This is a genomic window from Vibrio splendidus, from assembly GCF_002873455.1.
In the GTDB taxonomy this organism is placed as follows: domain Bacteria; phylum Pseudomonadota; class Gammaproteobacteria; order Enterobacterales; family Vibrionaceae; genus Vibrio; species Vibrio splendidus_J.
This window is the reverse complement of the sequence record NZ_MCUN01000013.1, coordinates 321,230-346,154: the sequence shown is the minus strand read 5'-3', so window position 1 is coordinate 346,154 and position 24,925 is coordinate 321,230. Positions and strand designations below refer to the sequence as shown.

The 24,925-nt window shown below is 43.6% G+C and carries 24 protein-coding genes; 14 read left to right on the top strand and 10 right to left on the bottom strand.

The features are described from left to right. Positions 1 to 125: 125 nt before the first annotated feature. Both BCU75_RS14280 and BCU75_RS14275 read right to left on the bottom strand, forming a co-directional pair. On the bottom strand, positions 126 to 1,115 hold the full coding sequence (locus tag BCU75_RS14280) for an efflux RND transporter periplasmic adaptor subunit (protein ID WP_102474249.1): 990 nt from the start codon (positions 1,113 to 1,115) through the stop codon (positions 126 to 128). After that, positions 1,115 to 1,741, bottom strand: coding sequence for a magnesium transporter (locus BCU75_RS14275; protein ID WP_076676759.1), 627 nt, complete (start codon positions 1,739 to 1,741; stop codon positions 1,115 to 1,117). Before BCU75_RS14275 ends, BCU75_RS14280 begins: the two co-directional genes overlap by 1 nt. 906 nt (positions 1,742 to 2,647) lie before the next feature. Between BCU75_RS14275 and BCU75_RS14270 the strand changes: the two genes are divergently transcribed. From BCU75_RS14270 to BCU75_RS14255, 4 genes are all read left to right on the top strand, one after another. Beyond that, positions 2,648 to 3,583, top strand: a complete 936-nt coding sequence (locus BCU75_RS14270; RefSeq protein ID WP_102474248.1) for a LysR family transcriptional regulator — start codon at positions 2,648 to 2,650, stop codon at positions 3,581 to 3,583. A gap of 257 nt (positions 3,584 to 3,840) precedes the next feature. Then, entirely contained in the window at positions 3,841 to 4,218 is a 378-nt protein-coding gene (gloA, locus tag BCU75_RS14265; protein WP_102474247.1) for a lactoylglutathione lyase, read from the top strand. 14 nt (positions 4,219 to 4,232) lie between these two features. Then, complete coding sequence (locus BCU75_RS14260) at positions 4,233 to 5,330, top strand: alkene reductase (protein WP_102474246.1); 1,098 nt, start codon at positions 4,233 to 4,235, stop codon at positions 5,328 to 5,330. Positions 5,331 to 5,441: 111 nt separating this feature from the next. Then, a complete protein-coding gene (locus tag BCU75_RS14255) occupies positions 5,442 to 6,308 on the top strand; it encodes a DMT family transporter (RefSeq protein ID WP_102474245.1) in 867 nt (288 codons plus the stop codon). Between the two features lie 97 nt (positions 6,309 to 6,405). On the opposite strand, the gene BCU75_RS14250 is transcribed toward BCU75_RS14255, so the two are convergent. The 4 genes from BCU75_RS14250 to BCU75_RS14230 all read right to left on the bottom strand — a co-directional run bounded on the left by BCU75_RS14250 (position 6,406) and on the right by BCU75_RS14230 (position 8,790). Further along, on the bottom strand, positions 6,406 to 6,834 hold the full coding sequence (locus BCU75_RS14250) for a MarR family winged helix-turn-helix transcriptional regulator (RefSeq protein WP_076676749.1): 429 nt from the start codon (positions 6,832 to 6,834) through the stop codon (positions 6,406 to 6,408). A gap of 122 nt (positions 6,835 to 6,956) precedes the next feature. Further along, the gene (locus BCU75_RS14240) at positions 6,957 to 7,451 is read right to left on the bottom strand and encodes a peptidylprolyl isomerase (protein ID WP_102474244.1); all 495 of its coding nucleotides are present in this window, start codon (positions 7,449 to 7,451) and stop codon (positions 6,957 to 6,959) included. A gap of 274 nt (positions 7,452 to 7,725) precedes the next feature. Further along, positions 7,726 to 8,325, bottom strand: coding sequence for a thiol:disulfide interchange protein DsbA/DsbL (locus BCU75_RS14235; RefSeq protein ID WP_102474243.1), 600 nt, complete (start codon positions 8,323 to 8,325; stop codon positions 7,726 to 7,728). Positions 8,326 to 8,415: 90 nt separating this feature from the next. Continuing rightward, complete coding sequence (locus BCU75_RS14230; RefSeq protein WP_102474242.1) at positions 8,416 to 8,790, bottom strand: hypothetical protein; 375 nt, start codon at positions 8,788 to 8,790, stop codon at positions 8,416 to 8,418. Positions 8,791 to 9,024: 234 nt separating this feature from the next. On the opposite strand from BCU75_RS14230, the gene BCU75_RS14225 reads away from it, so the two are divergent. Beyond that, positions 9,025 to 10,011, top strand: a complete 987-nt coding sequence (locus tag BCU75_RS14225) for a glycosyl transferase family protein (protein ID WP_102474241.1) — start codon at positions 9,025 to 9,027, stop codon at positions 10,009 to 10,011. A 161-nt stretch (positions 10,012 to 10,172) separates the two neighbouring features. Here the strand turns inward: BCU75_RS14225 and BCU75_RS14220 are convergent, their stop codons facing one another. Both BCU75_RS14220 and BCU75_RS14215 read right to left on the bottom strand, forming a co-directional pair. Further along, complete coding sequence (locus BCU75_RS14220; RefSeq protein ID WP_102474240.1) at positions 10,173 to 10,469, bottom strand: hypothetical protein; 297 nt, start codon at positions 10,467 to 10,469, stop codon at positions 10,173 to 10,175. Between the two features lie 183 nt (positions 10,470 to 10,652). Then, complete coding sequence (locus BCU75_RS14215) at positions 10,653 to 10,886, bottom strand: hypothetical protein (RefSeq protein ID WP_102474239.1); 234 nt, start codon at positions 10,884 to 10,886, stop codon at positions 10,653 to 10,655. Between the two features lie 280 nt (positions 10,887 to 11,166). Here BCU75_RS14215 and BCU75_RS14210 point away from each other — a divergent pair, with 280 nt between their 5' ends. From BCU75_RS14210 to udp, 4 genes are all read left to right on the top strand, one after another. Further along, positions 11,167 to 11,583, top strand: a complete 417-nt coding sequence (locus BCU75_RS14210; RefSeq protein ID WP_076676735.1) for a CBS domain-containing protein — start codon at positions 11,167 to 11,169, stop codon at positions 11,581 to 11,583. A 198-nt stretch (positions 11,584 to 11,781) separates the two neighbouring features. Beyond that, entirely contained in the window at positions 11,782 to 13,245 is a 1,464-nt protein-coding gene (locus BCU75_RS14205) for an MATE family efflux transporter (protein WP_102466743.1), read from the top strand. A 169-nt stretch (positions 13,246 to 13,414) separates the two neighbouring features. After that, entirely contained in the window at positions 13,415 to 15,766 is a 2,352-nt protein-coding gene (locus BCU75_RS14200; RefSeq protein WP_102474238.1) for a zinc/cadmium/mercury/lead-transporting ATPase, read from the top strand. A 284-nt stretch (positions 15,767 to 16,050) separates the two neighbouring features. Continuing rightward, positions 16,051 to 16,809, top strand: a complete 759-nt coding sequence (gene udp / locus BCU75_RS14195) for a uridine phosphorylase (RefSeq protein ID WP_061018938.1) — start codon at positions 16,051 to 16,053, stop codon at positions 16,807 to 16,809. A gap of 242 nt (positions 16,810 to 17,051) precedes the next feature. Here udp and BCU75_RS14190 read toward each other — a convergent pair whose 3' ends face one another. Both BCU75_RS14190 and BCU75_RS14185 read right to left on the bottom strand, forming a co-directional pair. After that, the gene (locus BCU75_RS14190; RefSeq protein ID WP_076676729.1) at positions 17,052 to 18,218 is read right to left on the bottom strand and encodes a DUF1887 family protein; all 1,167 of its coding nucleotides are present in this window, start codon (positions 18,216 to 18,218) and stop codon (positions 17,052 to 17,054) included. A 197-nt stretch (positions 18,219 to 18,415) separates the two neighbouring features. Then, on the bottom strand, positions 18,416 to 20,407 hold the full coding sequence (locus tag BCU75_RS14185) for a methyl-accepting chemotaxis protein (RefSeq protein ID WP_076676727.1): 1,992 nt from the start codon (positions 20,405 to 20,407) through the stop codon (positions 18,416 to 18,418). A gap of 277 nt (positions 20,408 to 20,684) precedes the next feature. Between BCU75_RS14185 and hinT the strand changes: the two genes are divergently transcribed. From hinT to BCU75_RS14160, 5 genes are all read left to right on the top strand, one after another. Beyond that, positions 20,685 to 21,035, top strand: a complete 351-nt coding sequence (gene hinT, locus BCU75_RS14180; RefSeq protein WP_004736268.1) for a purine nucleoside phosphoramidase — start codon at positions 20,685 to 20,687, stop codon at positions 21,033 to 21,035. Positions 21,036 to 21,311: 276 nt separating this feature from the next. Further along, positions 21,312 to 22,703 carry a COG3014 family protein gene (locus BCU75_RS14175; RefSeq protein WP_102474237.1) on the top strand — a complete coding sequence of 464 codons (1,392 nt, stop codon included), beginning with the start codon at positions 21,312 to 21,314 and terminating at the stop codon, positions 22,701 to 22,703. Beyond that, positions 22,703 to 23,086: a YcfL family protein gene (locus BCU75_RS14170; RefSeq protein WP_076676724.1), complete on the top strand. Its 384-nt coding sequence runs from the start codon at positions 22,703 to 22,705 to the stop codon at positions 23,084 to 23,086. Before BCU75_RS14175 ends, BCU75_RS14170 begins: the two co-directional genes overlap by 1 nt. Positions 23,087 to 23,254: 168 nt before the next feature. Then, complete coding sequence (gene lpoB / locus BCU75_RS14165; protein WP_004736264.1) at positions 23,255 to 23,845, top strand: penicillin-binding protein activator LpoB; 591 nt, start codon at positions 23,255 to 23,257, stop codon at positions 23,843 to 23,845. 205 nt (positions 23,846 to 24,050) lie between these two features. Next, a complete protein-coding gene (locus BCU75_RS14160; RefSeq protein WP_102474236.1) occupies positions 24,051 to 24,905 on the top strand; it encodes a phosphotransferase in 855 nt (284 codons plus the stop codon). Positions 24,906 to 24,925 lie beyond the last annotated feature (20 nt).

Genomic DNA, 24,925 nt, shown 5'->3' with positions numbered 1-24,925 from the left:
ATGAGTAACTGTTAATTGATTGATATAACAGTTACATCATTGATTACCCTAGTATTTACTTAGTGTCTTAGTTGTATCAAGTGCCTAAATTGTTAAGCGGTTAAATAGCACTAAGCGGTTAAGTATTACCAAGCGCCTAAGTATGACTTGTAAGATTGTAGGCGAACCGTTGCTGCACCGATAACATCAATGAACCCCCAGAACGGATGGGGTTTCTCAGCCGAGATCCAAGCTGCACCAGCTGAACCAATTGGGATGTTGAAACCTTCTGGTTCGATGATCTCAAGTACGATAGTACGACCTAAACCATTGCTGTTTCTTACTACGTGTTGACCTACGCTTTGTGGCCCCTGAAGTGGAGAAATACTCGACTCACCCGTACCTGCATTAAAGCTGTGTACTTTTGCTCGGAACACGTGTCCTGGATATGCATCAACGAAGAACTCAGCGAAGTCTCCTACTTGAACATAGCCGTAAGTTTGGTCTGAAATGCGCATCTCAAGGAATTTTTTGCTGGTGTTGTAGAGGTGCATGTTACCCATTACAGAACCTTCAGCGATATTTACTATCGATACCTGACCGTCAAATTCTGCTCTAATGGTTTTCTTCTCTTGCGCCCAATTTACTTTTTGTAGATCGGCTTTTAACGACACAAGTTCAGCGTGCAGCACTCGAAGATCTGAGTCGTACTTTTCTACGTCACGCATATTGAAGATTTCAGGTGACGTTTCAGCGCGCTCTAAGTCGCGAGTCATTTGCTTGATTTCTTCTTCTTTCTGAACAATTGAAGATTCGATCTTTGCTTTGTCTGCGGCAGAATCGATGTCGACGAGTGTGTAAATTACGTCGCCTTCTTTAACCATTTGGTTGTGCTCAACAAGCACTTTGTCGATCTGCTGGCCAAAGATAGGTGACATCACCGCGTGTGGTGCTTTTACTGTGGTTGAGTTCGTTAAATCAACGGGTGCCCACAAGCGAGAGATTACCGCTAATACTGTAAGAATTGTTACGCCGCCAATGGCAGCCCACGTGTAGTTTTTGACGTTCTTCTTTAGTGCGCCTGTCGCAAACAGTGACCATACAATTAGGATGTATGGAATCATCATCTCTTTCATTATGCGACCTCTTTATCTGTTGGATTCTTTTCTTCTGAAGACTGTTCTTTTGAAGATTGCTCTACTGGAGACTGTTGTGTTTGAGATTGATTTGTTTGAGACGGCTCTGTTGCCGATTTTTCGGATGATACCTGAACTACGGCAGTCTCTGAATTGGTAGAGGCTTGTTTAGGCTGTACACCACGGCGAATCACATCACTCAGTGATTGACCGATATGTTTCCAGTTCGCCAACGCGATAACTAAGGCGATTACCCAGAATGTTTTACTGATGAAGAGCCCGCAAAGTGACAGTGCAAACACGATTTGTACGTGAGCGCTTTTATGTTCTTTTGCTTTATGCACACCCAGCTCATGCAATTGCCACATGCCGTAAACACCGGCTAATACCACAGCAATTGTCACGGAGAACAAGTAACCAGAGAAATATTCCATCTGGAAGAAGTTCATCATCATTTCATTGGGATGGTTGTTGAATTGAGACATGTCGATGTCTTTAGAATGGATGGTGCCCAATGGTGCAAGAGCCCAAGCACCAGCAAACATCACTGCCATAAACAGGCAGAATTTAATCAAGACCATAACAACGGCCCAGATTTTCTGGAAAACGATTTTTATAAAGTTCATATCTCAACCTACATCAATAAGAAGAGAGAATGTGCAGCCTAGAAGTAATCTTTAATGACATCTTAAAAAGTAGATGTCTATTATGTGGGTAGATTGGTGCTCATAATAAACAAAAGTAATAGATGATATTTAAAGTGATATTGCTCAGTCCAGACAACCGATTCTCGGTATCAAGAAGCGAATATGCTCCTCTACAAATCAATATTTATTATTTGTCAGCAGACGTAAATAAAATGGCTGTGAGGCGTTCGAATTAATATTCGTGCGGCTTTCTAGCGATTGTCTTTATTACGTGTGATACCTCGATAATCGAGGGGTTCTTCCATGACGATTGACATACCAAAGTAAAACATTTGTCAGTTTTCTGTTTGGGCTAATGATTGATTTGTTAGCAGGATAATAGGAAGAGTTTTGACCAGTATCTACCCAGAATTACGATTTGATAATATCGTAATTACGATTAGTAGCTATAACTCTAAATTGATAGGTCGATTTATTTGAAAAGGCTCATATACACATAGAAAACATTGTTCATTAACTTGGTCTGGATCAATGAAATGATTAATAAATTATCAGTAGGTAATTTTTCGAAATTGATATCTTTACACGGTTTTTACAATAGAAAGAATAATAGATATAAATGATGAATTATATTCGACCTATAATAAATATGGTCTGTAATAAAATTATTCGATGAAGTTTTTTAATCTATATGAATGATATGTTCAATATATAAGTCTAGTTATTAGAAAATAGGTCTTTGTTGAATTCAAAATATTGTAGCTATTATTGGTCAAATGTATATCCCAATGCGTTGAACAAAGTGTCATGAAAAACGAGACAATTGTATGTTCTATCGTTTTTACGATAGCATAGTGTTTATGGTCGCCTAATGAGAAGTGATATATGAGCAATGACATCCCAAACTTCAACCTACTTGCCGTGTTTTCTGCAGTGATGGAGCAGGGCAGTTTAAGTAAGGCTGCGGATCAACTTAATACCAATCAATCGACCATCAGCACCGCATTAGCACGTCTCAAAAAAGAAGTTGGCCAAGAGCTTTTTGTTCGAAAAGGACGTGGCGTTGTGCCTACATCCTATGCCCAAAGTTTGTATGAACAGATTAAAGCGCCGATCAATGAACTGAATGGCGTGTTTCAATCGATGGCTAGCTTCGATGAGCAAGCCTCTGAACGTAAGTTTGTTATTTCTTGTCCCGAACATCTTCAGTGGGTACTGCTCGATAGTTTTGCGACGCTTCCTAATCAAAATTTGTCGCTAGAAGTATTTGATCAACCAGACAGTGATGATCGCATCTATGAAGATCTTTTGACTCAAGAGTTCGATGCCATGATTGAGATCGTAGTTCCTGAACATTCAAGTATTGTGAGTGAAACCCTGTATCAGGGAGACTTTGCCATCGTGTGCCGTTCGGAACACCCTCGCATTCAAGGTGAGATCAGCGAAGCGCAGTTCATGAGTGAAAAACATGCCGTATTAGACAGAACAAGACGTAAAGTACGTAGCTTGAGTCATTACACTTCTTTGGATTTAACCAAACGTAAAATCGCATTTCACGGACGGTCGTTGTTTAGCAATATCTTGTTGTGTAGTCAGTCGGATTACATCACGGTGGTCCCACTCTCTATGGCTCTGCAGTTCCAAGAGAGGCTCGGCTTACAACTCTTTAAGCCTCCGTTTGATTATGAGCAGATGTCTCATTATCTGATTTGGTTAAAGAAGCAGAATAATGACCCCGCTCATAAATGGTTTCGAGAGCAAGTGATTAATACGTCTGATGCGATGTCGAAAACTCTTAAGGATAGGCGTTTTCGGTTCTAACTGAGAGTCTAAATCTAAGGGAAGCGTTGGCTTCCCTTTTTTGTGTCGTTTAGTTTGTGCTAGCTATTATCCTAATAACAAAAAATTATTAAAATAAGAATATTTAATAATTTCACTGATGTGTGTGTGTTCAGTAATATACCTAGCAACAGAGAAATAGGTGGCCTCAAGGTTAACCTAAACGAACACTAACTTAGCTTCGAGAGACGAGTTAACTTCGTGCGACGAGGCGACGATTTAAGCACCAAGGGCGAAATATGAAATTCCTACACACAATGATTCGAGTTACTGATTTAGATAAGTCTATCGAGTTCTACACCAAGGTTTTGGGAATGAAGGGACTTGAACGCCACGACAACAAAGACTACCGCTATACGTTGGTTTTTGTTGGCTATGAGCAAGGCGGCACTACTATAGAGCTAACGTACAACTGGGATACTAATGAGTACGAGATGGGCAGCGCGTTTGGTCATCTAGCATTGGGTGTAGAAGATATTTACGCAGCGTGTGACAAGATCAAATCGCTAGGTGGCAATGTCACTCGCGAAGCGGGCCCTGTGAAGGGTGGTTCAACACATATCGCTTTCATTACTGACCCAGACGGCTACCAAATCGAACTGATTCAACTAGGTTAATCGAGGATATAACAATGACAAATGCACTATTTCAACCAATCCAACTTGGTAATATCGAGCTTAAAAACCGTATTGTTATGCCACCGATGACTCGTTCTCGTGCAACGCAACCTGGTAATTCAGCAAACGATATGATGGCGGCTTACTATGCTCAACGTGCTTCTGCGGGTTTGATTATTGCGGAAGGCACACAAATCTCACCTATGGGCCAAGGCTACGCTTGGACTCCGGGTATTTATTCTGATGAGCAGATCGCTGGTTGGAAAAAAGTCACTGATGCTGTACATGAAAAAGAGGGCGTTGTCTTCGCTCAGCTTTGGCATGTTGGCCGTGTAACACACCCAGATAATATTGGTGGCGAGCAGCCGATTTCGTCTTCTGCACTTAAAGCAGAAAACGTAAAAGTATTCATCGACAACGGTACTGATGAACCGGGTTTTGTTGATGTGGTTGAACCCCGTGAGATGACGAAACAAGACATAAAAGAAGTGGTTGGACAGTATCGTCAAGCGGCCTTGAACGCGATTGAAGCTGGCTTTGATGGCATTGAACTTCACGCGGCGAATGGTTACTTGATCAACCAATTTATTGATTCTGAAGCCAACAACCGCACCGACGAATACGGTGGTTCAATTGAAAATCGTTTACGTTTCCTAGGCGAAGTGGTTGAAGCTATGGTTGAGGCGATTGGTGCTGACCGTGTTGGTGTACGTCTTGCTCCGTTCACATCGTTGAATGGTACGGTTGATGCGACGCCAGTAGAGACTTACACAGCAGCGGCAGCACTACTGAACCTATACAAAATTGTTTACCTGCACATTGCAGAAGTCGATTGGGACGATGCACCTGAAACGCCAAGAGCATTTAAAGCCGCGGTTCGTGAAGCTTATGAAGGTGTCCTTATTTGTGCGGGTAAATACGACAGCAAGCGTGGCGCAAAAGCCGTCTCTGAAGGCGTAACGGATATGGTTGGTTTTGGTCGTCCATTTGTTGCGAACCCAGATTTACCTGCTCGTATTCAAAATGGTTACCCACTTGCGGCGCACGATCCAAGCACATTGTTCGGTGGTGCTGAAAAAGGTTTAACGGATTACCCAGAATACGCAGGCTAAAAGATAGCTGCCTGAGGCAGAGTATTGAGATAGTATCTTTATCCTGTTGAATGTTTTCAAAAAGCAACCTTGCAGAGTCTGGTTGCTTTTTTTGTTATTGGACCGAGTAAAATGATGAACGTGAAAGCGATGCGCGGAGAGTTTTACCTCCTATTTGCTACCCTGTTAGCTGGGATTGGATGGATAGCATCTAAGCTGGTGGTATTGGAAATGCCGGGGCCGGTGTTCATTGGTGTACGATTCCTCGTTGCGAGTCTTATTCTTCTGCCATTTTGCATTCACCATATTCGTAAGCTTTCGCTTAAGCAGATACTTTCTCTTTGCGGTGTTGGCCTGCTGCTGTCTGCCTCATTACAGGTATGGGTGTTTGCTGTATCGGTGACAGAGGGTTTGTCGGAAGGGGCATTCATCATGAGCTTAGCCATGATTATTGCGCCGTTTGTGTCTTGGGTTATCTTCCGAGTGAAACCGAATCGTGCATTTTGGATGTCTTTTCCTATCGCGATAGTTGGTATGCTATTGCTGACCTTGGGCAATGGATGGCATGTTGAGCAGAGTCAGATTTACTTTTTGTTAGCATCAATGTTGCTCTCAGTTCATTTTGTGATGAACAAGCGTGTGATTACTAATATTAAACCTATCGCATCAATCTGTGTGCAGCTGTTTATGGTGGGTGTCAGTGGTTTAGCATTTGCTTCCATGACGACTCAACCGGAGTTTGAAATCACTAAAACCCTAGTCTTTTGGTTTATTGTGTCTGCGGTGATCGCGACGTCTATTCGCTACTTGTTACAAACCGTCGGTCAGCATTCCGTGAACATGGAAGTGGCCGCATTGATCATGATTCTTGAGCCTGTGTGGACGCTGTTACTGAGTGTTAGTGTGCTTGGTGAAAGTGTAGAGATGCAGAAGTTACTTGGCGGGGCGGTGATTATTGCTTCACTATTTTGCTATATAAAATGGTCGAGACGAAAATAAAACACTCGGCGCAAGGCCGAGTGTTGGTTGTCTTTTAATGCGCGCTCAGGAAACATAATTTAAGCATTAAGCTCGGTAAGCAACGAGCGCAGCAATATCAGATTGCCGCGACCATTTTTTGAAGCAACTTGATCATTTGTTGTTGTTCTTCAGCGTCCAACTCGTTCATCAACTCTTTGTTTAAACGAGCAGGGATTGGAACAAGTTGTTCTTCAAGTGCTTTGCCTTTTTCCGTTAAGTAGATTCGGAAAGAACGACGGCTGTTTGGATCGGCCCTGCGTTCCACCAGCTCAAGCTTTTCTAATTTGTCTAGTGTGCGGGTCGTTGTTGAATTCTCGACTTTGGATTTCGCAGCAATATCGCGCTGCGTAATGCCTTCCTCTTCCCATAGACACATCAATGTTGGCCATAGTGCAATGGTTAAGCCATGTTCTTTCAATTCCGTGTCGAAATCTTTGGTCGCTTTATTGGCGATCACATTGATCATCCAACCAAAACTTTTTTGTCTATCAAACTCTTCTGGCATCCGTCGCTACCTAATTTTCACTGTGTTCTTACAACTATTGTCATCGTAACTAATACCAATGCAATTAGCACCAACATTGCTTTGTTATTTGATAAAAAAGCGAATTGACTGCCATTTCTCAATTAGTCGCGAACAGTGACTTTAGTAATCACAATATCTTCGCAAGGTACATCTTCATGTCCCCAGCGAATGGTGGTTGGTGCAAGTGCAATTTTGTTGACCACATCCATACCTGCCGATACCTTGCCAAACACCGCGTAGCCCCAACCTGAGTTGCTGGTTGCTGTATGATCAAGGAAATCATTGTTGTCAAGGTTGATAAAAAACTGAGCCGTTGCAGAGTGTGGTGCGTCAGTACGAGCCATTGCGAGAGAGCCAATCACGTTCTTTAAGCCACGGTTTGCTTCGTTGACGATGGGCGCGCGAGTTGGTTTTTCTGTCATGTCGATAGTGTGTCCACCGCCTTGAATCATGAAACCTTCAATAACACGGTGAAATGTCGTGCCTTCGTAGAAGCCATCTTGGCAGTATTTAAGAAAGTTTTTCGACGTTACTGGCGCTTTTTCAAGGTTCAGTTCAATTTCAATGTCGCCAAAGTTAGTGGTCAGAATGATCATAAAGGTCCTAATATTTGAGTGCTATTATTTTGAATGCTACAACACAGTGGATAGCTTAATTGAGTGCAGTATATGAAAAATCTTGGAGGATGCCAGTTAACTATTGTTTATTAGCTATTAACTATTAACTATTAACTATTAACTATTAACTATGACCTTAGGTTTACTGGTCTTTGAGTTTATTCACAGAGTGTGGTGAGTTATGAGTGAGTATCAATAAAAAGCCAGCGATGAAATCACTGGCTTTGAGGCAGTTAAAACAAGCGAATGAGTACTAAAGTGTGAGTAGGTAACTCACTAGCTGATTGTATTCTTCGTAGCTCTTGATTTGATCCGGTTTCACGATGTATTTGTTGTTAACCAGAACTCCAGGAACACCTGTTAGCGTGCTTTGATCAAACTCTTTATCGAAACGTTTTTGCATCGAATTCACTGCAAAGCTGTTGTATGCCGCATCAAACTTTTTCGCATCAATACCGTTATCAATGAACACTTCACGCAGTTCTGCCTCATTTTTTGGTGTTTGTTGCTTCTCATGGATCTGAGCAAACATTGCAGGAACCATGCTCTCTTCAGCGTCTAGAGCAATCATGGTCGCGTAAGCTTTTGCCATTGGCACTGCCATGTTGTTACCCATAAAAGCGACGTGTACTTTTTGGAAGCTTGCTGACTTTGGCAAGTCTGCTTTTAGGTATTTAATTACGCCTTCAAACTTGTAACAGTGCGGACAATAGAAAGAGAAAAATTCAGTAACGACAGGCTTGTCGGCTTTCGCGACATCAAGGATTTTGTAGTGAGTACCTTCTTCAAATTGCGCGGCGTTTACTGAAGCGCTCAAGATCAGAGCGGCTAAGAGGCTAAATAGTTTTTTCATGTGTTCATTTCCTAAATTCGGGTGTCATTTTATACAGCAAAAATGCTGTTTTAACTTGGTGGCAGATATTGCCAAATAGGGACAAAAGATTTAGGAAATAGGGGGGCGGTATGGCGCTTGTGGTGCAACAATCGCTTTATGCGAAGGCTCTTTTTCTATCAATGCCAGTGATTGAACCTGTGTATCGAAAGATTCAGAAACGATAAGTGGTGGCATCTTCAGTAGACAGACCGATCCACAGCAGTGGTGCTCAACGTTGGGGTGTACGCTGGAAAAAGGTGTTGGGGTGCTCTCTACAGAACTGATGTTAGAAGCTGAGAAAGAGAAGCTATTGGCAGAAGTTGATTGAGCTTGGGGGGCTTGCAGAGCATTGCTGCTCGCGATGCTGTCCACACTAATGGTGGCCATTAGCATAGCGAAGAGCATGAAAGCGTGTACCCAAATTTTGTTAATCAACTTTGACATGAGGTTCTTAGTCTTGGTAAACGAGTGAAGCGGATGGATGATACCTCACCCTTTTATTCTTCTCCAATCAAACAAAGCAAAATATGTCGCGGTTAGCATTGCGTGCACCAATTTCACACCAGTAAGTTTACTTTTCGAACACCAATACGCGTATTGGTAATTAAGACGATAGCACCTGAATCGCTTTGCAATGCACTGTGGGTATCATAGAATCGAAAGTGTATTCGAATTTTATTGATATCAACGGAAGAGAATAAACAATCAATGAGTAGTATTTTAGAGTGTATTCGTACAGTTGGACGAGGGGAAAGAGGGCGTAAGCCTTTGTCGTTCGAACAAGCCTACCGCATCATGGATGAGTATTTAAGCGGAGAGGTCGGTGACGACCAAATGGCTATGCTATTGATGTTGATTCGTGTGCAGAATGAAACCAATGAAGAGATCGCTGGCTTTGTAAAAGCTTTTCAATCTCGAATGCCAGATTTAGGCGCGGATATTGATTGGCCGTGTTATGCCGGAAAGCGTAACGATACTGCCAGTGGTAAGCCTTGGAATTTGCTGGCGGCAAAAATCTTAGCTGATAATGGCTATAAAGTCTTAATGCATGGCTACATGGATAAACCAAGTGGCCGCACGCATGTCGAGACGCATTTAGAATGTGTCGGCGTTCGCCGAGCTCAAGACCCACAAGACGCCAAGCAGATCCTTGAATCAGATGGCATCGCTTACTTGCCTTTGGCGAACTTTGCACCGGAAGCGCAAACCATGATTGGTTGGAAACACCGCTATGGGTTGAGAACGCCTATTAATACTGTAGTTCGAGCGCTGAACCCTGGTGGTGCTCGTTTGGGCTTGCGTGGCAGTTTTCACCCAGGTTTTCCTCAGTTACACGCTGAAGTAGAGCATGTAATTGGCAACAAATCTCATTCGGTTATTTCATTCAAAGGTATGAATGGTGAATCGGAATACAACCCTAAGGTGAGCCAAACCGTCTGGATGAGTTCTCCTGAGAAGGTGGAATCTTTTTACTGGGAAGGCACGATGAATGTTGAACTGCCTTTGCCTGCGGAGTGTGTACTGGGTACACCGGAAGATGAGATGGAGCTGATGGCGAACAGTGTGGTTGATAGCATGACGGCGATTTTATTCGCAGAAACGCACGATAAGACTGAAGCTTATTCAAAGGCTGTGAGTCTATGGGAAGCGTATTGCGCTCGCTAATTTATAGCCGTTAGCAAATCACAATTAGCAACCGACATATCGCAGTTTGAATTGTAAATGGAAGAAGGTCAGCGTGTGCTGGCCTTTTTTGTGCCTGTTTTGTTGTTACTGGCCTTTTCTACCAATGATCAAATACTGCAAATGATCAAACAACATAAAGGTCACTTCACTCGCATCAATCGATGGATCTTGTCTTCAAATTGAATCTCAATGACTTGTGATATTTTCATCTTATCTACTCGTTCAAGCATTGCTGTTTGATAGGCTCGTTTCTTCATCCACTCTAACGGCTCTTTAAAGCCATCTTCATTTATCACAAAGGACTGATCGGTAATGGAATCTTCAAAAATATGAACCACCCAAATGCGAGATTGAAAATCTAACAATTCGCTAACGTAGTTTTTTAGTTTAGATGAATAGTGAGCGAGATAAGTTTGAGATGAACGAAGCAAAGTCATAGTGAACCGTTTGGACAATGAAAAGCGGTGCGACGGATGTTTCTAATTCGGGCGCTTATCGGTTAAAGCAGGTAATCATCGTCAACGCGATTACCTACTCAAGAACTTGCCACAAAATACGGTATTCATGTGTCGTTGACAATGCTTGTGAGCTTGCCGGCCAAGACATGTGTGATGAGTCTGTTATTTAACGAACAAGCCGAAGTCGATCTCTTGTTTTCTTCCGTATTTGACCAGCTTTACTTTTAAGTTGTGCTTTGCCGCCAGATCAATGGCTAAGCTAGACATGTGTTTTATCTCATCGACGCAGCTAGAGATAAGTGGCTTTTCTTGGTTATCGACAGTGGCGATGAGGGTGTTTTCTGTACCATCGATACCTGAATAAATGTACGCGTACATATTGTTGCTGTGCTGCATAAACGGCCTAATTGTAACGATATAATTATTTATGGAGTGAAGAGTACAAGGTTTATTCATTCAAGCCAGTGTCATAAAGTAAGGGTTTGTAAGGGCTCTATTTTTATTTTTTGCAGGTTTAAAAATGCTCGCAAGCCTTTCGTGACCTTGTTTTTTCGCCTTAGTAGGTTTTACCTATCAATAAAATTGTTGAAATCCATTTAGTAAAATCAAGATTTTAGACAACAATTAATAAACAAGACAGAAAAAGACATGACGAAAAGTATTTAGGGAGAGCACAATGCATTCAATAAAAGTGAAAGACTACATGACGCCGCAGGTTGTGACATTCACTCCTGACATGCCGTTAAGTCTCGCGTTAGATAGAGTAATGCGCAGCCATCATATGGGCGGTCCAGTAATTGATGATAATGAACAAGTTATTGGTTTCCTTTCTGAGCAAGATTTATTAGAAAAATTGGTGAAAGTGAGCTACTTCTGCCAAGACACACACATTGTGGGTGATTGCATGTATCAAGAGGTGCTATCGGTATCACCAGACTTATCCATCATTGAATTGGCCGATATGATGCAAGTTGGAAAACCCAAAGCTTACCCAGTACTCGATAACAAGAAACTAGTGGGTATTATTACCAGAACCGATGTTTTGAGAGCAATCGGCAAGAACTTGGAAGAATGCTTCAAACATCAGGTATAGTAGCGTGTTAAGAACGATTATTTTTCTCAATACCCTCAATTGAAAAAAGGCGCACTAGCGCCTTTTTTCTGTATAGAGCTTTCTTGGTAGATCCTTTATTTGTGGCTCCCTAGCTTCGGAACATTAGCTTTGGATTACTAGCTTTGGATCATAAGTTAAGGAGCTTTGGCTTGTGGGGTTCCCGCTTTTGGAGGTTTCATGTCAAATCAAACTGCAAAGTTTGTAGAAGGTTCAACGATGCGCCACATCTTGGTGATGTCGGGGGCTGGCTCAGTCGGTTTGATGGCGTTATTCGTGGTCGATTTACTCGATATGTTGTTCATCAGTATGCTGGGGCAAGTCGAATTGGCCGCTGCGGTGGGTTTTGCAGGCACGCTGACTTTTTTCTCTACCTCCGTTTCAATTGGTACTTCCATTGCTATGGGCGCGTTAGTTTCCAAAGCTATCGGTTCAAAGAATCAGGAGCACGCTCGAAATCTCGCCACCAGTATTATGCTGACCGCATTTGTGATTAGCTCAACCGTTACTGCGATCATGTTTGCACATATCCCTGAGTTACTGGCCGCGATTGGAGCAAAAGGTGTGGCAGCCGAACGTGCTCAGGCCTATCTACAAATCTTGTTACCTAGTGGTCCATTTTTGGCGTTAGCCATGGCTGCAGGCGCGGGTTTGAGAGCGGCAGGGGATGCCAAGCGCTCGATGTGGGCGACCTTGTCGGGCGGTATCGTTAATGCGATCTTGGACCCTCTGTTTATTTTTGGTTTTGGTTGGAACATCGAAGGTGCAGCTATCGCATCTGTTATCGCTCGTTTTTCGGTTCTTTTGTTCTCTCTTTATCCTTTGATTCGCAACCATCACTTGGTGGCTCGTCCATCTCTTGTGCAATGGCGTATTAATATTCGCCCTATATTGGCCATTGCGCTCCCCGCGATTATCACCAATACCGCAACGCCTATCGGTAATGCGATTGTGACAACCGGTATCGCACAATACGGTGAGGATTTTGTCGCGGGCTTTGCCGTGATTGGTCGTCTGACGCCAGTTTGCTTTGCGGTTATTTTTGCCTTGTCTGGCGCTGTAGGTCCAATTATTGGGCAAAACTTTGGTGCAGAACGAATGGACAGAGTAAAAGAAACACTCAACAACTCTTTGTTGGTTACGACGGCTTACACCATCGCCGTGTGTATTCTCTTATACTTTGCCCAAGACTATGTGATCCAAGGTTTTAGCCTGCAAGGTGATGCTGCAATTATTGTTGCGGCATTCTGTACCTATGTGGCGTTGACATTCACCTTCAACGGCGCGTTGTTTGTTGCCAATACGTCTTTCAATAACCTAGGTAAACCGCTTTACTCGACAGCGTTGAATTTGGGGAAAGCCACCCTCGGTACATTGCCGTTCGTCTACTTAGGTTCGCAATGGTATGGCGCATTGGGTGTGTTGTATGGACAAGCTTTGGGTAATGTATTGTTTGGGTTGTTGGGAATTTTGGTGCTTCGTTACCATATTGCTGAGTTGATGCAAGGCTCTGAAGTGGATCATGGTGAAGAGGACGTATCTATCGTGAGTTTGAATACTCAGCCTTTCTGTTCTCATGATGCTGTTCTGATTGACGATGTGTCTGCGAATAGAGAAGAGTGCGCAGAACTTAAGCAACGCTGATATTTCTGTCGTATTCGAATCAGATTTTCCGAAAAAATTGAATTACTTGATAACTTCTTCTTGACCTTGGAGTAGCCTCCAAGGTTTATACTTTTGATGAACTTAAGGTTTTGTTGACTTCATTGTTTAGCAACAACCTCAAGGCTTTTGAGTATTAAGGAGATACATTATGTGCGCAAAACACGCAGCGTGCCGCTCTACAAAAGTGGACGTTCAACCTCAAGCGACTGGGGCGACCTGTTCTAGTCCTAAAGTTACCAGTATTACAGCAGCAGGCACCTCATCAACATGCTGTAGTTCTACAACGGCTTCTGCATCAACAGATGATTGTTGTAGTTCCGACAGTGGAGAAGAAGACCGGCTGCCTTTAACTGAGTCTCTTAACGCCCAGTTTTCCAAAAGTTGGCTGGTTGCTGGAATGGACTGTCCAGCTTGTGCTCGAAAAATAGAAAAAGCGGTCAGTAACATCGAAGGTGTTATTGAAGCTAAAGTGCTATTCGCTACCGAAAAACTTGTTGTTAAATTCGATAGTGAAAATATTGCTGAAACGATCGAACAAGTCTCTATCAAAACAGGCTTCCCTTTGACGGAAGTAGGTTCCAAGAAACAAAAACAAGAACCAGAGACTTTTTGGCAAGCTCATATCCAACCGAATTGGCAAATTCTAGCGATTGCAGTCTCCATGTTGATCGCTGTCTTACTCAAAGGTTCACAGCCTCAACTGAGCGAAGGCTTATTTGTTGCTACCTGTTTACTTGGGCTGTATCCCGTCGCTAAAAAAGCGGTTTTACTTGCTCGTTCAGGGACTCCTTTTGCGATAGAAACGCTAATGAGTGTTGCTGCATTGGGTGCTTTGTATCTCGGTGAAACCGCAGAAGCAGCCATGGTTTTGCTGCTGTTTTTGATTGGTGAACGCTTAGAAGCTTTTGCCTCATCAAGAGCAAGAAGTGGTGTTCAAGCCTTGATGGCGCTCGTCCCTGAGAATGCGACCAAGATTATTAACGGCGAACGTGTTGAAGTCGAAGTTAGCGATCTTGTTCCTGGCGATGTAATCGAAGTTGCAGCAGGCTCTCGTTTACCTGCTGATGGCCAATTAATCACGGACTCCGCAAGTTTTGATGAGAGTGCTTTAACGGGCGAATCTATCCCTGTTGAGCATATCGAAGGTAATAGCATCATGGCAGGCGCCGTGGTTGTCGATAAAGTTGTGCGTATTACGATAACGTCTAAACAGGGCGAAAACGCGATTGACCGAATTCTTCATTTGATTGAAGAAGCGGAATCTCGCAAAGCACCTCTAGAACGCTTCCTAGATAGATTCAGCCGTTGGTACACACCGTTAATGATGTTCGTTGCATTGTTAGTGATTATTACGCCACCGTTGTTGTTTGCCCAACCTTGGGAAACATGGGTATATCGTGGTTTGGCCTTGCTATTGATTGCGTGTCCTTGTGCCTTGGTTATTTCAACACCTGCCGCCATTACCTCTGGTTTGGCTGCAGCGGCAAAACGTGGTGCTTTAATTAAAGGCGGCGCCGCGCTAGAGCAGCTTGGTAAAATTCAAACGATAGCTTTCGATAAGACGGGTACATTAACTGAAGGTAAACCTCAGGTTACGGATATTCAGACTCTATCTGGGTGGCAGCAAGAGGCGATGCTACGTGTCGTCGGTGCTATTGAAGTTGGCTCTACGCATCCATTGGCTCAATCGTTGGTGGTGAAAGTAAAAGAACTGAATGTTGATATTCCAGAATCGTACAATAAGAAAGCGTTGATCGGCAGTGGCGTGGAAGGAGATGTTGATGGTGTTAAATATCAAGTTCTAGCGCCATCTAAAGTGACGTTCGATCTTGATATTGATGTTGTTTCTCAGGTTGAAGTATTAGAAGGCGAGGGCAAGACGGTTGTGGTTGCTCTTGAGCTTAAAGATCAAGATGAATCAACAGAGCAAGCTGCGACTGTGATTGGTCTGATTGCTTGGCAAGATACGTTACGCAGTGACGCCAAACTAGCGATTGAACGACTTAATGACTTGGGAATTCAATCTATCATGCTTACTGGGGATAACCCGCGAAGCGCGGCAGCGATCAGCAGCAAGATTGGTATGCAGTATAAAGCCAGTCTACTTCCAAGCGATAAGGTGACTTACGTTGAAGAGTTATCTAAACAATCACATGTGGCGATGGTGGGAGATGGCATCAATGACGCACCAGCGATGAAAACCGCTAATGTGGGTATCGCAATGGGCGGTGGCACAGATGTGGCGTTGGAAACGGCTGACTCTGCACTGACCCACAACCGTTTAACTGAGCTGCCAGCGATGATTGAACTGTCGCAAGCGACCATGAATAACATCCGCCAAAACGTAGCACTCGCACTCGGTTTGAAAGGTGTATTCTTAGTGACCAGTTTGCTTGGCATTACAGGTTTGTGGGTAGCCGTATTAGCGGATAGTGGCGCGACGGCATTGGTGACATTGAACGCACTGCGTCTGCTTCGATTCAAATCTAAAGCCGATTAAATTCAGTTCACTGACATAGAATGCTCTTCTTATAAATGCGCCTTTAGCGGTAATACGTTAAAGGCGCTTTTTGTCTCATTAGTATGCAACGTAGGCGTTTGGATTGCTTATTTTTGTGATGCCAATCGGTTTTTCGTGAAACTTGAAATCTTGTTGCGATCATTGGTGTGACATGTGTCACTTCATTTTGCAATGGGCTTGGTTAGAGTGTGTGTGTACCCCACGAATTTACTATGAGCTTAAATAAGGGTTAACAAAGCCCAATAAGCCAAAAGGAGCGAACTATGTCTCAAGCTGTTTTCCATTTAGGTGTTACTGAAGCAGATCTTAACGGTGCTACTCTTGCGATCATCCCTGGTGATCCTGCTCGTGTACAAAAAATCGCAGAAGAGATGGAGAATCCAGTATTTCTTGCTAGCCATCGTGAATACACGCTTTACCGCGCAGAGTTAGACGGCAAGCCAGTTGTTGTATGTTCAACAGGTATCGGCGGCCCATCTACTTCTATTGCAGTTGAAGAGCTTGCTCAACTTGGTGTTCGTACTTTCCTTCGTGTTGGTACTACTGGTGCTATCCAACCACACGTAAACGTGGGTGACATGATCGTTTCTACAGGTTCTGTTCGTCTAGACGGTGCTAGCCTACACTTTGCTCCGATGGAGTTCCCAGCAGTGGCTGACTTTGAAGTTGCAACAGCAATGAAAGCGGCAGTTGAAGAGTCTGGCGCAGCAGTTCACATGGGTGTAACGGCTTCAAGTGATACGTTCTACCCAGGTCAAGAACGTTATGACACGTTCTCTGGTCGCGTTGTTAAGCGTTTCCAAGGTTCTATGCAAGAATGGCAAGACATGGGCGTTCTAAACTTTGAAATGGAATCTGCAACGCTATTAACTATGTGTGCAAGTTCAGGCCTGAAAGCGGGTTGTGTTGCTGGTGTAATCATCAACCGTACTCAAAAAGAGATCCCAGATCACGATACACTTAAAGTGACAGAAGCTCGTTCAATCAAAGTGGTTGTAGAAGCTGCTCGTAAAATGCTCTAAGTTGTAAAAATGCTTTTAGTCTTAAAGTGCATTAAGTCTGTTTCCAAGATCTAAAAATGGCCGCATCAAATGATGCGGCCATTTTTTATGGGGCAAAGAAATTAAAGACATAGAGAATTGAAAGATGGAAATAGAGCGAAACAGATAAATGGCTGGAGAACAAAAAAGGCGAGTGACTTAAACAGTCATTCGCCTTTTTAGATTTACTTAAGAGCGTTGAGCTCTCAAGAGTCTATTGGCTTTTAGCATTCTAAATCTTCATCACCACCGGCGGCGGTAAACCATGCCGCTAGGTGTGTTTTAAGATCTTTTAATTCGTCAGGGCCAATCAATGCAAGGCCAAGATCTTCTGCTCGTGTGATGTCGTTGTGACGAAGAGGGCGGAAGCTCACCAACATTGCACGTGCTTGTAAGCCACCCAGTAGGTCTCTAAGCGATTCCAACTTGTACAAGGTATCATCGCCATCATCACGCATACCTTTGGTCTTACACTCGATGATGTGTAGCTTATTGTTTACTACAGAGGCAACATCAAGCTCGTTACGAACCTCGCGCTCACCGAGTTGACGATAAACCTGAACATTTAAAGAGCGATCTTGAATGGTCGGCATGTCATCTTGGATCTGCTTAACGGTACTGTGAACTAACGTTTCCAGCCATTCGCCGTTTGAGAAGCGTCGTGCGTCTTCATTGGCAAACGTCAAAATACCATTGTCATAAGTGGCAATCTTAGCTTCAACCAAATCGCTCAACAGCATGTTTAGCTCACGATAACCTTGTTGCTTCTCAGACAACCCCACATCAAGTCTTTGTTCTTTACGGCAGGTCGTTGCAAGGTAGTTCAATGTAGCAAGGCCCGGGCCGAGTTCTAGTGCATTACTTGCCCAGCGTTCACCTAGCTCATAAAGCTTTTGATCAAGTTGCGGAGATAGCTGTACATCGCTGAATTCACCACGAGCTCCGAACACAGTTAGGTAATCGTCGATAGTGATGCGGTCTTGAACCTGAGCGTCTTCCTTGCCATTTGGGTAAAGCCAGCACAGCTTGTCACTGTTTGGTTCAACAACAAAGATCGGCCAATGGTAAGTACGAAATACTTCGTAGACAGAAAGTAGGCGGTGTCGAAGGCCACAACTTGCGTTGAGTTTCACTTCTTGTCCGCGCGCCTTGAGGTCTTCGGCAAGGTTTTGGATGGATTCTTTAATTGCAGATGTATTTACGAGAGTTGGAATCTCGAAAAATTCACTCGTAATGTCGCGCTTCTGTAAAACGCTGTCTAAGCGTTGGTAAATACTGACTTGATTCTTGTCACCGATGAACACGATGTGAGTGCTGATCGTTCGGTTATCGAGTAGTGGGGTGATCAAGCGAATGGGATCTTGATCGATAATGCCAACATGAACAGCCATATAAATTCCTTAATAGCGGCTCGCTCATAAAGGTGAAAGAAAAAACGGGAAGCAGCAAGCCTTAATAATCATATAATGACAAAGATCATAAAAAACAAGGGCAACCCTTGATAAAAGTTGCCCTTGTTCAAATAGTTATCACTATTGAGTAAGAAGTCCCAATATTCTCACTCAATATCTATCAATTTCTCAGCTATCTATAGCTTGAACTGATGAACCAAATCACCTTGCTGATTTGCGAGAATTGTTAGATTTTGGCTGGCTTCAGCAATCGATGACATTGCTTGGTAACTCTTGTCTGCGATGTGGTTGATGTCTTCGATGTTACGTGCGATATCGCCTGAAGTTTCACTCTGCTCAGCGGCTGCTTGAGAGATGTGTGTACTCATGTGGCTGATCTCTAAAATCAACGCTTGGATCTCTTCCATCGCACTGTTTGCACTTGAAGCTTGTTGAACCGACATGTCCATATCGCTCATACAACTTTCAATCACATTGCTTGCTGTCTTCGAACTTGATTGCAGGTTGCTGATCATGGTCTCGATTTCAGACGTGGATTGAGTGGTCTTTTGGGCCAGTACACGTACTTCATCGGCAACCACTGCAAAACCACGACCTTGCTCACCAGCACGCGCTGCTTCGATTGCCGCGTTGAGTGCAAGTAGGTTGGTTTGTTCAGCAATACCACGAATAACGTCAAGGATTGAACCAATCTGGCTACTCATCTGTTGCAACTCACCTACAGCACCTACAGATTCAGTAAGGCGAACCTCGAGCTGGTTAATGGTACTGATGTTGGTGTTCATTATCTGACGACCAGACTCAGAAGCCGATTCTACTTGTTGAACCATGGTTAGTGAGCTTTGCGCGCTGTTCGCCACTTCTTGTACAGAGTGAGACATTTCTGTCATTGCGGTTGCGACAGTTGCCGTTTGCTCACGTTGGCTGTTCAGTTGATCCTGCGTCTCTGTTGAGGTTTTTTGGTTTACGCTTGCGGTCTTAGTTAAGTCATCTGAAGCGTCATTCAGCTTCACCAGAATATTACGTAGGTTGTCGGCTAAAGTGTTGATGTGACGACTCACTCGGCTGAATTCGTTGTCATAGCGAATGTCGATACGTTGAGTCATATCGCCTTCAGTTAGGCCTTCTAATGTACTTAGAATACGAGTTAATGGTTCTCTTACGCTATGTGCAATATGGTAACCAATCGCTGCAGCGAATACGGTGACAACAATACCAATTGCAATCGCATTGAACAGGCCTTTGTCGTAGATGCTGCTTGCGTCTGCAAGTGAAGCGTTTAGTTGTTCTTCCGCCGTCACGTTAAATGAATCTAAAACAGCCATGGCTTGGTCTATTTCTACGGCTAAGTTAGCAATGTTGATGTACAGCGCTTCTTTTGCTTTCAAGTAGTTGTTGTGTTTGTCCAACACACCGCCTTTTTGACCAACGTCTTTGGTGAACTTCTGAACCGATTCATCAAAGACATTTTTAAGTGCTGGCAGTTGTGTGGATAGACCGCGATAAGCGTAGTTAAGGTGAGTAACGGCTTTTTTGTTTTGGTTAACGGCTTTCTGAACGAAAGCAACATCAGAGCTAGCTAGCGCATCAGAGGTAATCACTTCAGCATCTTGCAGTTTAATGAAGTAGCTCTTTGCCATCACTTTCACAGAGATGCTTTTTTGGTCGGCAACGTACTCTTTCATGCCAACGGTTAATTCTGAATGCAGGCGTTGGAAGTCACGAGATGCTTTCTGTACTTGTTCTTGTGCTTCAAACATCGCAACGTAGTTGTTCATCGCTTCGTCAGCTTCGGCGAAGTAGCGCTCTTCCATCGCTCTTAATTGGGCAATACGTTCAGTGAGTGAAGTATTGTTTTGGCTCGCCGCGTCTAAACTACCTAACACTTCAGAAAATGAGTTTTGTGATTTAGCAAATTCTGTACGCATTGCAGACATGCGTTCAGCGTTTTGCGTGGTTAGGAAATCTTTGAATGACTTATCAGCAGAAAGCAATTGAACACTTGTTTGATTTGAAAGCGCGACAAGTGGTAGTGAGGTTTCTGAGACACTCTCAAAATTGCTATGTATCTGATTCATGCTGTTCATCATGATGGTTATCGTGACTGCGAACATGATGATGATCAGTGCGAAACCAGCGTACATACGCTTGATCACAGATCCCTTCATGGCTTTCTCCCTAAATAAAAATGTAGACCTAATGTCAGGTCAAAGTAAAACTAACAAAATTATCAGCATTCTATTGAGCTCCGTTTACGCATTTTATGACGCACACGTCAAAAATAGCCCTCAGTTATAACCAACATGCCATTCTTGAGAGCTAAGGCTCATTTTCTTTGATTTGAACGGTGTTTTTTATTATGCTTTAAAGCAGATTTATTGTGGTTTGATGCGGCATAGCGCATACTCAAAGCATTAAAAAATAAATGTTTTATCGGAGAGAAACATGGCTGAAGAAACCATTTTTAGTAAGATCATCAATAAAGAAATCCCAGCAGATCTGCTATACCAAGACGATTTAGTAACGGCATTCCGCGATATTAACCCTCGTGCGCCAAGCCATATCTTAATCATCCCGAACAAGCTGATTCCAACAACGAATGATGTTGAAGTAGAAGATGAAGCCATGATGGGGCGCATGTTTACCGTGGCTCGAAAGTTAGCAAAAGAAGAAGGCATCGCAGAAGATGGTTACCGTCTTATTGTGAACTGCAATTCTCATGGCGGCCAAGAGGTTTACCATATTCACATGCATTTGGTTGGTGGTCGTCCACTAGGCCCTCTCTTAATGAGCTAATAAAAAGCTAATGAGCTAATGCAAAGCTAACAAGTTAATGAAAGCTAGTGAGCTAAGTTAAACAAGCTAATTAGTTGGTTAACACGAGTAGCTAGTTGGAAAATTTGTAGTTTGTATGCCAACTTTAAGTTTTATCTGTTGTCTGAACATCGGCATCACTTAGGCAGAGCCTGATAAAGCAGAGTATCAACTTGCTTGAGATCCTTTTTACAACACGTTTCGTTTTGACAATGAGACCAATAAAGTTGGCATTTTAAACATGCATGGAGACGATAAGTGAAGCAACAGTTTAGATTCGCTTCTATTGCCCTGTTATCGGCGTTGACCGCGGGTTGTGCAAGTATGTCTGCAGGAAACCTGTTCAGTCATTACAGCGCGCAAAACAAAGCGATCTACCAAGCCGTTAAATCTGGAGATTATTCAGAGGCTCAGCAAGAGCTACCAGATTACGCTGCCGGTGACATTCTTGATAACTTTGAAAAAGGCAGAATCAACCTTCTGGATCAGCAATATCCAGAGAGTAAGTCTTCGTTTGAAGTGGCGGATCAGGCGGTAACTGAACAGCAAAGAAAAGCCGTGATTTCGATTTCAGACAGTGCAACCAGTGTGGGTGCGTTGGCTGTGAATGATAATATTACCGAGTATGTGCCAGCCGATTATGAGCTGGGGTTTCTTCATTTGTACCTCGGTTTAAATTATCTCAAGAAAAACGATTTAGAAGGTGCGGTGATCGAAATGCGTCGCGCCAACCAAGTTCAAGAACAAGCAAAGAAGCAACGTGAAGCTGAATTAGACCGCGCTGCTAGTGATGCGAAAAAGCAGGGGTTGTCTGCCAATGTGGGGAGCATCCTTGCGAACTATCCTGATGCAGGTAAAAAGCTACAGTCAGTACAGAACGCGTATTTGATGTTCTTGTCTGGACTGCTTTATGAAGCTTCGAATGATTTAAACAGCGCATATGTTGACTATCGTCGTGCTTTGGCTGTTATGCCAGACAACCAAGAAATCATCGACAGAACGATGGCAACAGCCGCGCGTTTAGGCATGCGACAAGATTTAGCGACATTGGAAAAGCGTTACAAGCAATCATCTAAGCTTGGTGCAGGTGAAGGGCGAGTAATTGTGCTTCAAGAACAGAGCGCAGTACAAGCCATGGACAGCTGGCGATTAGATTTACCTGTTTATGACAGCCGAGATCAGGGCGCCATATACTCTCTGGCACTGCCCTATTATCCGAGCCAAAACGTAGAGCGTTTTTCTGCATTGCGAATCAGTGGGCAACCGTTACAAGAACACCTGATCACTGATGTAAACGCGATGGCTCAAAATGATTTATCTGAACGAATGACGAGCATTGTTATCCGTCAGGCTTTACGTGTGGTTGCGAAAGACCGTATTCGTAAAGAAGCGACCAAAGGCAACGATGTCGGGAATATCTTGTTCAATGTGTGGAATACATTCACCGAACAACCAGACACTCGCAGTTGGCAATCTCTACCTGCTGAGATTAAGAGCAGCACATTCGTAGCAAATAGTGGTCAATATACGCTAGAAGCGGGTGCTAAAACGTACGACTTTGATATCCGAGAGGGGCAAACCACCATGGTGTGGATTTCTCGACAAGGTAACAACGCAACAATGTGGCATAAACAGCTAGGGAGGCTGTAATGAAAAAGTGGTTAGTGAGCTTAGCAGCGGTTATGGCTCTGGCTGGTTGTGCTGATAATACAGCTGGCGTGAGAGTTGATAGCCAAACTCAAAACGTTTTCTTTGGTGACAAGGTACTAGGTAGCCGTTTATTGGTTGAAGATATCCGTACTGACCAAGTTGACGGTCATACTCGAGGAATTGTTCGTTTAAACAGTAGCTATAAAGGCGATCAACATATCCTTTATCGTTTTTACTGGTATGACGATGCCGGACTTGAGGTCAACCTAAAACAAGGCCCTTGGAAGCAAGCGATTGTTCGTGGTTTTGAAAGTATTTCGTTGTCGGAAGTATCGGTAAATCCGAAAGCAACTCAGTTCCGAGTTCAGTTCAGAGAGCAGTAAGCCCTGCTTGAATAAACTCAGTGACATTGGGCTCGAGTTAATATCAGCTGAAGTCAAAATAAACCGAAGCTAAATAACTAGAGCTACAGAAAGCGGATTCATTGATTCGCCAATACAAGAATTTAAGAGTGAGGGTAACCCCACTCAGTGATAAGTTGAGGAAACAAAATGAAAAAGAGTGTCGTTGCGCTACTAGGTTTAGCGGTTATTTTAGGCGGTTGTTCAAACAAGGTAAGCTACGGTGATGCACAAGCCGTAGAAACCACGACAATCGATTTCGGTTCAACTGACCTTCAAACGATTGCGGGTGAAATGGTCGATAGCATGATGGCGTCTGGTTCAGTGTCTTACATTACTCGTGAACAACGTCCGATCGTGTTCGTAGAGCGAATCAAGAACAAAACCAGTGAGCACATCGATACTGAGTCAATCACTGACACTATCAGTACTAAAATGCTGAACTCTGGTAAGTTCCGTTTCGTTGATATGGACCGTGTAGAGTCTGTTCGTGACCAATTGAACTTCCAAAACAATGATGAGCTTGTAAATCAAAGCTCAGCAATTCAATTCGGTAAAATGGTCGGTGCTCAATACATGCTGTACGGCAACCTATCAAGCATCGTTAAGAAAGACGGTAGCGACGAAGACGTTTACTACAAAATGACGATGCGTCTAATGGATCTTGAGTCTGGCTTGATTGAATGGGCTGACGAGACAGAAATCCGTAAGCAACAATCTAAGAGCCTACTGGGTCTTTAATTTCGCTTACTCACCAACTAAACGCAGCCAGTGCTGACAGTGTCTAGTCTTGACTGCGCTTAATCTTGGCAACGTATAGCTTGGTCACACGCCAATGCAGTACATGATGTGCTGTTAATAAAAGACACTGGCTTTTGGTCAGTGTCTTTTTTGTAGGGAAACGAAGACGTTTATAGGGAAGTTAAGACGTTTATAGGGAGTAAATATGGCAATTTTTTCTTGGTCTGAAGCCAAGCTTCTTGATATCAGTTTGAGTTCGCTTGATGGATACTTTTCTGAGCCACCTGTTAGAGCGCAAACGCTGACAGGCGGTTTGACCAATCGATGTTGGAAACTGGTTTCAGCCGATGGTACTGCATATGTTTGGCGCCCAATCACACCCATCACCAAAGCGTTCTTCATCTCTCGTCATGAAGAGTACCAAGTGCTGTCTACAATTGAACGCCTTGAGCTAGGACCAAGCCCGGTAGTAGTGAATGAGCAGGGCTTGTTAGTTGAATGGATCGCCGGTGAGACGCTTTACGAAGGCTTAGATCTTGATGATCTGCTAAAGACGCTGATCTCGGTGCATTTCGTTAATACGGCACGATTGCCGCTCCAACCGTTCAGCTTTACAGCGCGAGTCGACCACTACTGGCTTCAGCTTGATGCGGTTCATAAGACTGAAACCTGCACCAAGATTTATCAAGAGTGGCGCGTGGCTCCAAGTATCCCAAGTGTAGACCTGTCTTTGTGTCATTTTGATCTCGGTGGCTATAACCTTGTGAAGAACCAAGATGGGATTAAGATCATTGATTGGGAATATGCAGCCTTAGCAGACCCAAGGCTTGATCTTACGTTAACTATTGCTGTTGCGGATGTCCCGGTGATTGAAGCCGTTAACAAGTACTGTCAGCTGCGAGGCATCCATGATATCCAACCTTGGCTTGATGGGGTAGAAGCATGGTTACCAAGAAGCCAAATGATGGCGATGCTGTGGTATTTACTTGCTCATCAGCTTTGGGGCGATGAAAGTTATCTGCGTGAAGCAGAGGCTCTGAGTCACACTTTATGTAGCTAGGATCACGTTTAGGAAGTGAA

What these genes read in the sequence shown, in the direction of transcription:
- BCU75_RS14280 (WP_102474249.1), bottom strand. Translation starts at nt 1,115, where the DNA reads ATGAAAGAGATGATGATTCCATACATCCTAATTGTATGGTCACTGTTT.
- BCU75_RS14275 (WP_076676759.1), bottom strand. Translation starts at nt 1,741, where the DNA reads ATGAACTTTATAAAAATCGTTTTCCAGAAAATCTGGGCCGTTGTTATG.
- BCU75_RS14270 (WP_102474248.1), top strand. Translation starts at nt 2,648, where the DNA reads ATGAGCAATGACATCCCAAACTTCAACCTACTTGCCGTGTTTTCTGCA.
- gloA (WP_102474247.1), top strand. Translation starts at nt 3,841, where the DNA reads ATGAAATTCCTACACACAATGATTCGAGTTACTGATTTAGATAAGTCT.
- BCU75_RS14260 (WP_102474246.1), top strand. Translation starts at nt 4,233, where the DNA reads ATGACAAATGCACTATTTCAACCAATCCAACTTGGTAATATCGAGCTT.
- BCU75_RS14255 (WP_102474245.1), top strand. Translation starts at nt 5,442, where the DNA reads ATGATGAACGTGAAAGCGATGCGCGGAGAGTTTTACCTCCTATTTGCT.
- BCU75_RS14250 (WP_076676749.1), bottom strand. Translation starts at nt 6,834, where the DNA reads ATGCCAGAAGAGTTTGATAGACAAAAAAGTTTTGGTTGGATGATCAAT.
- BCU75_RS14240 (WP_102474244.1), bottom strand. Translation starts at nt 7,451, where the DNA reads ATGATCATTCTGACCACTAACTTTGGCGACATTGAAATTGAACTGAAC.
- BCU75_RS14235 (WP_102474243.1), bottom strand. Translation starts at nt 8,325, where the DNA reads ATGAAAAAACTATTTAGCCTCTTAGCCGCTCTGATCTTGAGCGCTTCA.
- BCU75_RS14230 (WP_102474242.1), bottom strand. Translation starts at nt 8,790, where the DNA reads ATGTCAAAGTTGATTAACAAAATTTGGGTACACGCTTTCATGCTCTTC.
- BCU75_RS14220 (WP_102474240.1), bottom strand. Translation starts at nt 10,469, where the DNA reads ATGACTTTGCTTCGTTCATCTCAAACTTATCTCGCTCACTATTCATCT.
- BCU75_RS14215 (WP_102474239.1), bottom strand. Translation starts at nt 10,886, where the DNA reads ATGCAGCACAGCAACAATATGTACGCGTACATTTATTCAGGTATCGAT.
- BCU75_RS14210 (WP_076676735.1), top strand. Translation starts at nt 11,167, where the DNA reads ATGCATTCAATAAAAGTGAAAGACTACATGACGCCGCAGGTTGTGACA.
- BCU75_RS14205 (WP_102466743.1), top strand. Translation starts at nt 11,782, where the DNA reads ATGTCAAATCAAACTGCAAAGTTTGTAGAAGGTTCAACGATGCGCCAC.
- BCU75_RS14200 (WP_102474238.1), top strand. Translation starts at nt 13,415, where the DNA reads ATGTGCGCAAAACACGCAGCGTGCCGCTCTACAAAAGTGGACGTTCAA.
- udp (WP_061018938.1), top strand. Translation starts at nt 16,051, where the DNA reads ATGTCTCAAGCTGTTTTCCATTTAGGTGTTACTGAAGCAGATCTTAAC.
- BCU75_RS14190 (WP_076676729.1), bottom strand. Translation starts at nt 18,218, where the DNA reads ATGGCTGTTCATGTTGGCATTATCGATCAAGATCCCATTCGCTTGATC.
- BCU75_RS14185 (WP_076676727.1), bottom strand. Translation starts at nt 20,407, where the DNA reads ATGAAGGGATCTGTGATCAAGCGTATGTACGCTGGTTTCGCACTGATC.
- hinT (WP_004736268.1), top strand. Translation starts at nt 20,685, where the DNA reads ATGGCTGAAGAAACCATTTTTAGTAAGATCATCAATAAAGAAATCCCA.
- BCU75_RS14170 (WP_076676724.1), top strand. Translation starts at nt 22,703, where the DNA reads ATGAAAAAGTGGTTAGTGAGCTTAGCAGCGGTTATGGCTCTGGCTGGT.
- lpoB (WP_004736264.1), top strand. Translation starts at nt 23,255, where the DNA reads ATGAAAAAGAGTGTCGTTGCGCTACTAGGTTTAGCGGTTATTTTAGGC.
- BCU75_RS14160 (WP_102474236.1), top strand. Translation starts at nt 24,051, where the DNA reads ATGGCAATTTTTTCTTGGTCTGAAGCCAAGCTTCTTGATATCAGTTTG.